Annotated in this window: 10 protein-coding genes and 1 pseudogene; 3 read left to right on the top strand and 8 right to left on the bottom strand. The window is 46.0% G+C overall.

Annotated features, from left to right (window positions below; genetic code table 11):
* Window positions 1-12: 12 nt before the first annotated feature.
* From rocF to rocD, 3 genes are all read right to left on the bottom strand, one after another.
* Window positions 13-903: an arginase gene (gene rocF / locus BFW96_RS00540; protein WP_003226959.1), complete on the bottom strand. Its 891-nt coding sequence runs from the start codon at window positions 901-903 to the stop codon at window positions 13-15.
* A 72-nt stretch (window positions 904-975) separates the two neighbouring features.
* Window positions 976-2,379 carry an amino acid permease gene (locus BFW96_RS00535; protein ID WP_069838314.1) on the bottom strand — a complete coding sequence of 468 codons (1,404 nt, stop codon included), beginning with the start codon at window positions 2,377-2,379 and terminating at the stop codon, window positions 976-978.
* A gap of 222 nt (window positions 2,380-2,601) precedes the next feature.
* Window positions 2,602-3,807, bottom strand: coding sequence for an ornithine aminotransferase (gene rocD / locus BFW96_RS00530; RefSeq protein WP_069838313.1), 1,206 nt, complete (start codon window positions 3,805-3,807; stop codon window positions 2,602-2,604).
* A gap of 240 nt (window positions 3,808-4,047) precedes the next feature.
* On the opposite strand from rocD, the gene rocR reads away from it, so the two are divergent.
* Complete coding sequence (gene rocR, locus BFW96_RS00525; RefSeq protein WP_069838312.1) at window positions 4,048-5,430, top strand: arginine utilization regulatory protein RocR; 1,383 nt, start codon at window positions 4,048-4,050, stop codon at window positions 5,428-5,430.
* On the opposite strand, the gene BFW96_RS00520 is transcribed toward rocR, so the two are convergent.
* Window positions 5,412-6,878: a sensor histidine kinase gene (locus tag BFW96_RS00520; RefSeq protein ID WP_069838311.1), complete on the bottom strand. Its 1,467-nt coding sequence runs from the start codon at window positions 6,876-6,878 to the stop codon at window positions 5,412-5,414. The genes rocR and BFW96_RS00520 overlap by 19 nt on opposite strands.
* On the bottom strand, window positions 6,875-7,558 hold the full coding sequence (locus tag BFW96_RS00515; protein WP_014666085.1) for a response regulator transcription factor: 684 nt from the start codon (window positions 7,556-7,558) through the stop codon (window positions 6,875-6,877). The genes BFW96_RS00520 and BFW96_RS00515 overlap by 4 nt, the downstream gene beginning before the upstream one ends.
* Before the next feature lie 211 nt (window positions 7,559-7,769).
* Here BFW96_RS00515 and BFW96_RS00510 point away from each other — a divergent pair, with 211 nt between their 5' ends.
* Both BFW96_RS00510 and BFW96_RS00505 read left to right on the top strand, forming a co-directional pair.
* Entirely contained in the window at window positions 7,770-8,669 is a 900-nt protein-coding gene (locus BFW96_RS00510; RefSeq protein ID WP_069838310.1) for a PepSY domain-containing protein, read from the top strand.
* 159 nt (window positions 8,670-8,828) lie between these two features.
* Window positions 8,829-9,329, top strand: a complete 501-nt coding sequence (locus tag BFW96_RS00505) for a PepSY domain-containing protein (protein ID WP_069838309.1) — start codon at window positions 8,829-8,831, stop codon at window positions 9,327-9,329.
* Here the strand turns inward: BFW96_RS00505 and BFW96_RS21350 are convergent.
* The 3 genes and pseudogenes from BFW96_RS21350 to BFW96_RS00490 form a co-directional block, all read right to left on the bottom strand.
* Window positions 9,326-9,455: pseudogene (locus tag BFW96_RS21350) on the bottom strand (hypothetical protein). The gene BFW96_RS00505 and the pseudogene BFW96_RS21350 sit on opposite strands and share 4 nt — an antisense overlap.
* Before the next feature lie 19 nt (window positions 9,456-9,474).
* Window positions 9,475-10,677 (bottom strand): serine protease HtrC, encoded by a 1,203-nt coding sequence (htrC, locus tag BFW96_RS00495; RefSeq protein WP_015250812.1) that lies wholly within the window; start codon window positions 10,675-10,677, stop codon window positions 9,475-9,477.
* An 81-nt stretch (window positions 10,678-10,758) separates the two neighbouring features.
* Window positions 10,759-11,553 (bottom strand): MBL fold metallo-hydrolase, encoded by a 795-nt coding sequence (locus tag BFW96_RS00490; protein WP_003226939.1) that lies wholly within the window; start codon window positions 11,551-11,553, stop codon window positions 10,759-10,761.
* Window position 11,554: the final 1 nt, after the last annotated feature.

Raw genomic sequence — 11,554 nt, 5'->3', positions numbered from 1 at the left:
GGGGTTTTCTTATTACAGGAGCTTCTTCCCTAGCAGAGATTCTACAAGCTCTACTGCTGTTTTGCCCGTTTTGTTTTTGTGATCAAGGATCGGGTTAACCTCAACGAATTCGGCTGAGGTAATGATGCCTGCGTCATACAGCATTTCCATAGCCAGATGGCTCTCCCGGTAGCTGATGCCGCCGACGACAGGGGTTCCGACACCCGGTGCGTCGTTCGGATCAAGTCCGTCCAGATCAAGGCTCAGATGGACGCCATCACATGCTGATAAATAATCAAGGGTTTCTTCAATGACCTTTGTCATGCCAAGACGGTCGATTTCGTGCATTGTGTACACCTTCATGCCGCTTTCCTTAATGTACTTGCGCTCCCCTTCATCAAGTGACCGGGCGCCAATGATGACGACGTTTTCCGGTTTGATTTTAGGCGCGTAGCCTTCAAGGTTAACCAGTGACTCGTGGCCAATGCCGAGGCTGACCGCGAGCGGCATGCCGTGAATATTGCCCGATGGTGAAGTTTCAAGTGTATTCAAATCTCCGTGCGCGTCATACCAGATGACGCCGAGATTATCGTAATGCTTCGCTGTGCCTGCCAGCGTGCCGATCGCAATACTGTGGTCACCGCCCAGGACAAGCGGGAATTTTTTCTCTTCAATGACTTTGTTGACCTTTTGCGCGAGTTTTTCATTTCCCGCCAAAACGGAATTCAGGTTTTTCAGTTCCTCGTCATTTTTGATCTTTTCGCGGTTGATCGGAATGTCACCGAGATCTTCAACCGTATACCCCATGTCTGACAGCCGCTCGATCAGATGAGCGTACCGGATGGCACTCGGACCCATATCCACTCCGCGTCGTGCTTGTCCTAAATCCATTGGCATTCCAATAACCGAAATCGTTTTATCCATCTGTGATTCCACCTCAACATTTAAGATAATGTCCTATGCGGGTTATAACAAAGATGACTTGCGGACAACGTTTTAAAGCTCTAGCTGACGATTCGCCTGCTGGCGTTTTTTAATGACGACATGATAAATGATGTAGCAAATGATCATAAACGGTACGCCGCAATACAGCGCGATACGCTGCTCCGGATCAAATGCAAGACTGATGAGCACGACCGTATTTAACGTTAGGCCGATCAGCGGAAGGACCGGGTACAGCGGTGTTTTAAATTTCAAATCTTCTATCTTCCCGCCCTCACGGATATATTTGCGTCTGAACATGATTTGGGAAAGCGAAATCGTAATCCAGCCGACCTGCGCGCTCATGCCCGCCAAAGATAACAGTACCATATATACAGTTTCAGCCTGCGCAAACTTTGTCAGAAGTGATAGGCAGGCCACAGCCATCGTTACGATTAACGCGTACATCGGTACACCGCGCTGATTTGTTTTGCCGAGCGCTTTGAAGGCCTGTCCTTCATTGGCCATTGCGTACAGAATACGTGTTGATGCGTATAAACCTGAGTTCGCAACAGATAACAGTGCGATTAAAATAACAAAGTTCATGATATCAGCTGCATATGGGATTCCGATTTGCTCAAATACGGCAACAAACGGACTTTCCACGACTCCAGCCTGTTTCCACGGAATCATGCCGGCAATGACAACGATGGAAAGAACAAAAAACACAAGCGTTCTCCATACTGTCTGTTTGATCGACCGCGGAATCGTTTTTTCTGGGTCTTCACTTTCTCCGGCCGCAACCCCGATCAGCTCAGTTCCCTGGAACGCAAAGTTCACGGTAATCATCGTAATCAGCATTGCCTTTATGCCGTTCGGAAATAACCCGTCTTCATAAAAATGTGTCAGAAACGGCGCCTGCTCTCCGCCCTTCAGATCAATCAGGCCAAACATGGCGGCTCCGCCGAGAATAATAAATAAAAGGATAATCAAAATTTTAATGCCTGAGAACCAGAATTCAGATTCCGCAAAGGCTTTTGTGGTGATCGCATTTAGAATAAACATCAGTGCCGCAAAGACCAGACACCAGATCCACACGTCTATATGCGGAAACCAGCGTTGCATCAGCTGCCCCGCTGATAAGAATTCAATGGCGCATGTAACCGCCCAGCCGAGCCAGTACAGCCAGCCGAACGCAAACCCGAAAGCCGGGCTGATAAATTTCGTCGCGTAGGTCTGGAAGGACCCCGATACGGGAAAGGCGACTGCCAGCTCTCCTAAACAGAGCATGGTTAAAAACATGATAAAGCCGCCCACTAAATAGGACAGAACCGCGCCGAGCGGTCCCGCTTGGTTAATGGTAAACCCGGTTCCAAGGAAGAAACCGGTTCCGATCACTCCGCCCAATGAAATCATAAACAAGTGGCGTGATTTCATTGTCCGCTGGAGCTGATTTCCGTTATCTTGGTTTGTATTCACATTCTGCACCCCTTCAGCAACTTGTATTGGATCTAAGCTGGAACATCTGCATGGTGCTATCCCAGTTTGCTGTCCAAAGAGCCTCTATCTATTTAATATAAAATTCACTTCTTCTCATAAAGATACATTATACTAAAATACTGTAGCTGAGCAAATAGGGAGTGCTGATTTTTCTGTTGTAAATTTATACAAACGAAGTGAATATCCCTTCATGGTGCGGGTTTATGCGTTTTGCAGCACGTGCTTGATTTTCTCTATCGCCCAATCCAAATCCTTTTTGGAAATGATTAATGGCGGTGCAAAACGAATAACAGTATCATGCGTTTCCTTGCATAAAAGCCCTTCTTCCTTCAAACGCTCACAATACGGACGTGCCGCTTCCGTCAATTCCACACCGATAAACAGCCCTCTGCCGCGGACTTCTTTAATGACCGGGCTGTCAATGCTCTCAAGCTCGCTTTTAAAGTATTCGCCAAGCTCAAGAGAACGATCCGCCAGTTTTTCATCCTCCAGCACTTCTAATGAAGCGATAGACACTGCACATGCAAGCGGGTTTCCGCCAAATGTGGAGCCGTGTGATCCCGGGTTAAACACGCCTAGGATCTCGCGGTCCGCCGCAATGCATGAGATCGGGAACACACCGCCGCCAAGCGCTTTGCCCAAGATATACATATCCGGAACAATTCCGTCCCAGTCACAGGCAAACGTCTTGCCTGTACGTCCGAGACCCGTTTGAATTTCATCCGCAATAAACAAGACATTCTCTTCCTTACAAATCGCCGCCGCTTCCTGTAAAAATCCTTCAGGCGGAATGACAATGCCCGCTTCGCCTTGAATCGGTTCAAACAAGAATGCCGCTGTATTCGGCGTAATGGCCTGTCGAAGCGCTTCCACATCGCCGTAAGGAATGAGTTTGATCCCCGGAAGCATCGGGCCGAATCCTCGTTTATATTCCTCTTCAGAAGAAAGAGATACCGCCAGCATCGTGCGGCCGTGGAAGTTCCCGACACACGCGATAATTTCCGCTTGATTGTCTGCTACGCCTTTCACTTCATACGCCCAGCGTCTCGCCGCTTTCACCGCAGATTCAACCGCTTCGGCTCCTGTATTCATCGGCAGAATCATCTCTTTGCCTGTTAGCTTAGCTGTTTTTTCGTAAAACGGCCCAAGCTGATCGTTGTGAAACGCGCGTGATGTGAGGGTAATTTTATCAGCCTGATCCTTCAATGCCTGAATGATTTTCGGGTGTCTGTGACCCTGGTTTACCGCAGAGTAAGCACTCAACATATCCATATATTCATTGCCTTCCGGGTCCTTTACCCAAGCACCCAGTGCTTCAGAAATAACAATCGGGAGCGGATGATAATTGTTGGCTCCGTAATGAGACGTCTGATCAATAATTTCTTTGGATTTAGATAAAGCTGGCATATTTGAATTCCCCCTTGTTTTCTGTTTCAACATGTTATCCTGCTTTCCCTTTATATAAATGCAAGTTCTGTGCCAAATCAAGAATTCGTGTGTTTTCTACAATTTTCGAGGACAAGGTGCAAAAACATTCTGATATTTCGAGCAAAAATTTCAATGAGTGCAAAATTCTTTTGCATATCCTCTCCATTTTTTTATAAAATAGAAGAAATATTAAGAAAATAATTGAGGGAGGTTCATACAGTGGTCAAGGACAGCGAATTCCTCACATTGGTTTTTCAGAGCATTTTAGATGAAATCGATGTTGGCCTGCACGTAGTGGACGAGCATGGTAACACGATCGTTTATAACAATAAAATGATGCAGATTGAAGATATGGAGAAGCATGACGTCCTAAATAAAAACCTGATGGATGTGTTTATGTTTTCAAAACAGCAGGACAGTACACTGGTACAAGCTCTCCAGGAAGGCAAGACGATTAAAAATGTGAAGCAAAGCTACTTCAATAATAAGGGCCAGGAAATCACGACGATCAATCATACCTATCCCATCGTCCAGGACGGCAAAATCAAGGGTGCCGTTGAAATTGCCAAGGATGTGACAAAGCTAGAACGGCTGATCAGGGAGAATATGAACAAAAAGGGCAGCACCACCTATACGTTTGACAGCATCCTCGGCACCAGCCCGGCCATTCAAGACGTCATCGAAAACGCCAAGCGGGCAACCCGCACGTCATCATCTGTCCTTCTCGCAGGTGAAACCGGCACGGGAAAAGAGCTGTTCGCGCAAAGTATTCATAATGGCAGCGATCGTTCAGGCGGCCCGTTTATTTCGCAAAACTGCGCGGCACTGCCAGACAGCCTTGTTGAAAGCATTTTGTTCGGAACGAAAAAAGGCGCGTTTACGGGCGCAGTCGACCAGCCCGGCCTGTTTGAACAAGCCCATGGCGGCACGCTGCTGTTAGATGAAATCAATTCGTTGAATCTCAGCCTTCAGGCAAAGCTGCTGCGCGCCCTTCAAGAACGAAAAATCAGGCGTATCGGTTCAACAAAGGATACTCCGATTGATGTACGTATTATTGCCACGATGAATGAAGACCCAATTGACGCGATTGCCGGCGAGCGAATGCGGAAGGACTTGTATTACAGGCTGAGTGTCGTGACGCTGATCATCCCGCCGCTTCGAGAACGAAAAGAAGACATTTTGCTTCTCGCATCGGAATTCATCCAGAAAAACAACCATTTGTTCCAAATGAATGTTGAACACATCAGCGATGACGTGAAGCAATTTTTCCTTTCTTATGACTGGCCGGGAAATATTCGTGAGCTTGAGCATATGATCGAAGGCGCCATGAATTTCATGACGGACGAGCAAACGATTACAGCCTCCCATCTGCCCTATCAATACCGCATGAAAATCAAGCCTGCTGACATCCCAGATCCTGAACCAAGACATCAGCCGGCCGCGGACTTAAAAGAAAAAATGGAAAGCTTCGAAAAATATGTGATAGAGAACGTGTTAAGAAAACACGGCCATAACATCTCGAAAGCCGCTCAGGAACTTGGCATCAGCCGACAAAGCCTTCAATACCGGCTGAAGAAATTTTCTCACTCATCTGATGAATAAGCTGGTGCAGGAAGCCTGATCATAAATACAGTACCTTTGCCGATTTCACTTTTCACGTCAATTGTCCCATTGTGGCTGTCGATAATCGATTTCGTTATGGCAAGGCCCAATCCCGAACCTCCATATTTCCGGGAGCGGGATGGGTCTGCCCTGTAAAACCGGTCAAACACATGCGGTAAGTGCTCCGGCGCGATGCCTGTGCCGTTGTCCGCTATCATCAGCATAACGCTATCACGGCCTTTTTGCAGTGAGATGGTAATGGCACCGGCTTTCTCTTTTGTATACTGCACCGCGTTATAAACCAAATTCAAAATGACCTGTTTCATCTTATCCCTGTCAAACACCGCTTCAGCATCATCTTCTAGCAGCAGCTGCAGTCTTCTTTCTTTTGCAAGCAGACTGAGCTGCGGCTCCATTTCCCTTATGAGCGCATCGAGATTTCCCCTCTTCATTTCAAAGCTCGGCACCCGATCAATTTTTGCTAAAAACAACAGATCCTCTATCAGCCGGGTGGCTCTCTTCGACTCTTCATACATACTATTCAGCGCCCTATCTCTCTGCTCCGGCTGAAGCGCGGCGCCACGCAGCAGCACTTCGATAAAGCCGTGTATGGACGTTAAAGGCGTTCTCAATTCATGTGAAGCGTCTGATACAAATTGCCGGATGCGCTCCTTCGCTTCTTTTTCTGCTTTAAATGACGTTTCAATCCGCTCCAGCATGCGATTAAACGAAATGGCGAGCGTGTCGATTTCCATTTGTTTTCGATATACAGGAAGCCTTTTATTCAAATTTCCTGCATTGATTTCACCCATCATATGTACCATTTGTGATAACGGTTTAAGCGTATGTCTGACCACTGGCAAGAATGTAAAAACCCCGAGCAGGAGCGCAACAAGCGAGAGCGTGGAGTAAGTGCTGATTTGCCGGAGCAGTACGTCCTTCAGTGGTTCTGTTAAAGCACTCATTTGAATCACGCCTGCTTCTTTTCCATCGATATTAATAGCCTGAAATACAATCAGCACTTCCTCGCCGGATTCATTTTTCGTGACTCTATAATGCAAAGCCATCGTATCTTTTAATGCCTCATCATATACACTTTTTTTCACTTTCGGCGGCGCTCCCGCATATGGGTCGGTCGACAATACCGTACTGTCTTTTGTTTTCTTATCAATAAAAACAATGGTCACGCCCGGATAAATAAAGGCGGGACGGACAGCACCATCTGATTTTTTCAAGCCGCCGGAATGGCTTTTGTATGTTTTAATGTTATTCCAGATGGTCGGCTCCGTCGAATTGATATAACTCTGAATGCTGACAGCCCGGTTTTCATATAATAGGCGTTTTCCAAACACATATTGCAAAGCGCCGACAAACACCAATAGAAGAACGAGAATGCATAATGAGCGGCATAAAAGCTGAAAGCGCAGCGTTTTGAATCGTTTTTTCATTCTATATCCACCCGATATCCCGCGCCCCGAACCGTTCGGATTACTTCATGCTTTTTGTCATTCAGCTTTTCCCGCAAGGAACGGATGTACACTTCGACAATATTTTCTTCTCCGTAAAAATCATACCCCCATACTTTATCCAGAATCCTCGCTTTACTGAGCACAAGACCGTGATTCAGCACCAAAAACTTTAAAAGCTCGTATTCTGTTGCTGAAAGCTTGAGCACCTCTTCCTGATAGCGGATTTCTCTGCGCCGATCATCAATTCGAAACGGACCGAGCGCGACTTCTTCAAACAGGTTGGGAAAGTGATCCCGAATTCTTGCATAGATTCGCGCCAGCAGTTCTTCAAAGCTGAAGGGTTTGATCATATAATCATCAGCGCCCTCTGTCAGCGCTTTTACCCGAACCCCCACCTCATCCTTGGCCGTAAGCATAATAACGGCGGTATGGCCGGTTTTTTTCATCATCCTCGATACTTCCAGTCCATCCATTCCAGGCATCATCACATCCAGGATGGCCACATGCGGCTGAAATGTCTTTACGGTGTTCATCGCTGTCATTCCGTCAGCTGCTGTCTTCACTTCAAAGCCTTCATTTTCAAGGCCCATTGTCAAAAAATCTAATATCGCCGGTTCATCGTCCACGAGCAAAATCTTGATGCCTTTCATCCTATTCATGCTGTGCTCTCTCCTTAGTTGGCATAAACCTCTGATTAGTTTTTTCCCTTCCCCTCCTATTATTCGTTTTTACCTGAAAACAAACTGAATCTTCCCTAAAAATCAGCTGAATTCAGCAAGTTTTCAGCCAGCCCTCATTTGATTTTCAGCTTCAGCCTATACAATTGCCTTAGTTGGTACAGCCAACAATGAAATAAAGGAGGAATCTCACATGAATATCACTAAAGTTTTATCAGGAGCTGCACTGGGAACGATTATTTCAATCAGTTCTTTCACTTCTGCTCACGCCGCGGTCATTCAAAAGGATGATACATCAACGAAGGTCGAGACGAAGCAGCAGGCTTCCATCACAATAGCAAAGGCAAAACAGGTTGCTTTGAACAAATGCAAAGGTACTGTTCAAACGGCCCAAATGAAGAAAGTGAACGGCACATACGTATATGTTGTGAAAGTTCTCGGTGAGGACGGCAAACAGCATACGATGAACGTCAACTGCAACAGCGGCAAAGTTGTGAAACATGATGTTCAAAAGAAACAAATCTATATCAGCAAAACAAAAGCCCAATCGATCGCTTTGAAAAACTGTAAAGGTGCGGTTCAATCTTCTGAGCTGAAGCAAGAAAACGGTGTTTACGCTTACGTCGTGAAAGTAATGGGTGAAGACGGAAGCCTTCACACGCTCCATATCAATGGAGAAAACGGCAAAGTCGCAAAACACGAGCAAAAGAAACAAGCACATCTTTCTAAAACAAAAGCGCATCAAATCGCACTCAACAAATGCAAAGGCGCAGTTCAATCTTCTGAACTGAAGAAAGAAAACGGCGCATACATCTACGTTGTCAAAGTGCTTGGCGAAGATGGAAAAACTCATACAATCCATGTCAACTGTGACAGCGGTAAAATCGTAAAACAAGAAGTGCAAAAGAAAAACGCAGCCGTTACAAAAACAAAAGCACATCAAATTGCACTAAATAAATGCAAAGGCACAGTGAAATCTACTGATTTGAAGAAAGAGAACGGCACATTCGTTTACGTGTTCAAAATTACTGCCCAAAACCACACTGAACATACAGTGAAAGTGAACGCTGAAAACGGAAGCATTTGCAAATAAAATAACTGCTTGCCAGCAGTAAAATAACTGAAATTCAACGTATAACACCAGTCTTGTTTTACACAAAGTTCTAAGTTCATGTCTACCTTTTTCTAAATACTCTTTTAAACTGAACGTGTGTGACCCGCGTTCAGTTCTTTTTCTAAGGAGGACCTACAAATGAATATGAAAATATGTTCTGCAACTGCTTTAGGCGCGGTCATTTCAATCAGTTCTTTATCATCCGCACACGCGGCTGTTCTGCATAAAGAGGACACTGCTAAAGTTCAAACCCAGCAGCAGGCTTCTATTACGCTCTCTAAAGCAAAAACTGTCGCTTTAAAGAACTGCAAAGGCGCAGTTCAATCAGCACAAATGAAGAAAGCAGATGGCGTTTATGTCTATGTCATTAAAGTGTTTGGAGAGGATGGCAAAATTCACACCTTTAACATTAACCGCAGCAGCGGAAAAATCGTCAAGCATCACGTTGAAAATAAACAAGCCGCGATCACAAAAGCAAAAGCACAAAGCATTGCGTTGAACAAATGTAAAGGTACCGTCACATCTTCAGCATTGAAGAAAGAAAATGGCACCTATGTGTACATCATCACCATCACAGCCAGCAACCACACGGTTCAAACCATTAAAGTCAATGCAGATAACGGAAGTATTTGCAGCTAACAGCCATTTACTGCTGTTTCACGTGTAACATCCATCTTGTATTTTTCTTCATATTCGATATATCCTTTTCAACTGAACGGGCGTGACCCCCGTTCAGTTTTTTTGCATATCAAAACAGCCTGGCAAACGATGCCAGACTGTTTGATTAACTTCCTAATTGGTCTGCGGACGACAGCTTGATGTCAACAGATTTTTCTTTTCCGCCGCGGTAAAACTTCACCTTCACCCGATCACCGACTTTTTTCTGATAAAGCCGTTTTCGCAGATCAACAATATCATTTACTTTGTATCCGTCAAATTCCGTGATGACATCGAGTTCCTTCAGTCCTGCTTTTCCGGCAGGTGAAAAGGCGTCTACGCCCATCACAACCGCTCCATTGGTGACGTTCTTAGGAAGCTTTAATGTTTCATCCCAATGATAGCTTGCGATATCGCTTAAGGATTTCATCTCAATGCCAAGGAACGGGCGTTTGACCTTTCCGTATCTCTCTAAATCCTCTATCACAGGGATCACGAGCTTAGACGGAATGGACAGGCCAATCCCTTCAACAGCTGACTCGGCAATTTTCATTGAATTGATGCCAATGACCTTCCCATCCATATTTAACAAAGCGCCGCCGCTGTTCCCAGGGTTAATGGCCGCATCTGTTTGCAGGACTTCTGCGTTCCAGTCAGGCTGTCCGTCACCGTTTGAATCCACTGGGATCGCCCTCTCCGTACCCGAGATGACGCCTTGTGTGACAGAGCCAGCAAACTCAAGGCCTAACGGGTTCCCGATCGCAATAACCGGCTCCCCAGACTTCACTTTATCTGAATTTCCGAAATCGGCGACTGCTTTAATCTTATCGCTTTTCACCCGTAAAACGGCAAGGTCCATCAGCTGGTCGCTGCCGACAAGATCAGCTGATACACGTGAGCCGTCTTTCAAGCTGATTTCAATTTGGGAAGCGCCTTCGATGACATGATGGTTGGTCACGACATAAGCGGAATGGTCATTTTTCTTATAGATGACGCCAGATCCGCTCCCAGCCTCGCCGCTCTCTCCCCGTATATCTGATTTTTGGATGTTCACAACACCGACAACGGCGGGCGACACATTGCTGACAATCTTGGTGACCGTATTGTTGACACTGACATTCACCGTCCTGATTGATTCCCGGCCGTTGTTGTTCTGCTGCTGATCTAAAGCGCCTGTATCTAGCCCTTCATTTGAAAGGTACGGCATGATAAACGCCATTAATACGGCACCGACAATCACGCCAATCAGACTTGAAAGAAAATATCCTTTTTTGCTTCTCTTTGGCTGTTCAGGAGTAGTATGTTCTTCCTCACGTTCGTAATCCACCATATTCCATCCTTTCCAAGAACGTTAATATGGTTATATTGTGGGTTAGAAACTCCTAGAATAGTCATGATTTACATAGAAAAATTATACAGCGCAAAGCGGAGTGGCCTTCTTCGGATCGGTGTCGTATAAGTCAAATGTCTCACCCGTCACAAATCCTTTAGAAGCCAATGTCTGCTGCACAGACATCCTTGCCAGCTCCTTCATGTTGTTGTCCTGGCTTAAGTGCGCCAGGTAAATACGGGACGTCTCATCGCCAATGACATCCGTCATCGCCAGGGCAGCATCTTCATTTGAAACGTGCCCGACGTCACTTAAAATCCGTCGCTTGATGCTCCACGGGTATCTTCCCATTTGCAGCATGCCGACATCATGATTGCTTTCAAACACAAACACATTCGCTGAACGGATAATGCCTTTCATCCGGTCGCTGACATATCCCGTATCTGTCATTAACGCGAGCTTTCGGCCGTTATAATGGAATACATAAAACATCGGCTCGGCCGCATCGTGGGAAACGCCAAATGATTCAACATCAAGTCCGCCGAACGACTTCACTGTTTCCATCGGAAATACAAACTTTTGATCGGTGTCAATTTTCCCGATTTGATTCTCCATCGCTTTCCAAGTCTTCTCATTCGCATAGATCGGAAGCTTGTACTTTCTGGCGACCACACCAAGGCCCTTAATATGGTCACTATGCTCATGCGTCACAAAAATGCCGTCTACATCATCCAGCTTACGCCCGATCTGCGCCATCAGCCCGTCCATGGCTTTCCCGCTCAAACCGGCGTCCACCAAAAATGCGTGATCCTCTGTTTCAAGGTAAAACGCATTTCCCGTACTCCCGCTCGCAAGTACGCTAAATTGCAAGCTCATG

This window comes from Bacillus sp. F56 (assembly GCF_001748205.1).
Taxonomy (GTDB): domain Bacteria; phylum Bacillota; class Bacilli; order Bacillales; family Bacillaceae; genus Bacillus; species Bacillus stercoris.
The sequence above is the reverse complement of the archived record's forward strand: the minus strand, read 5'-3'. Positions and strand labels throughout refer to the sequence as shown.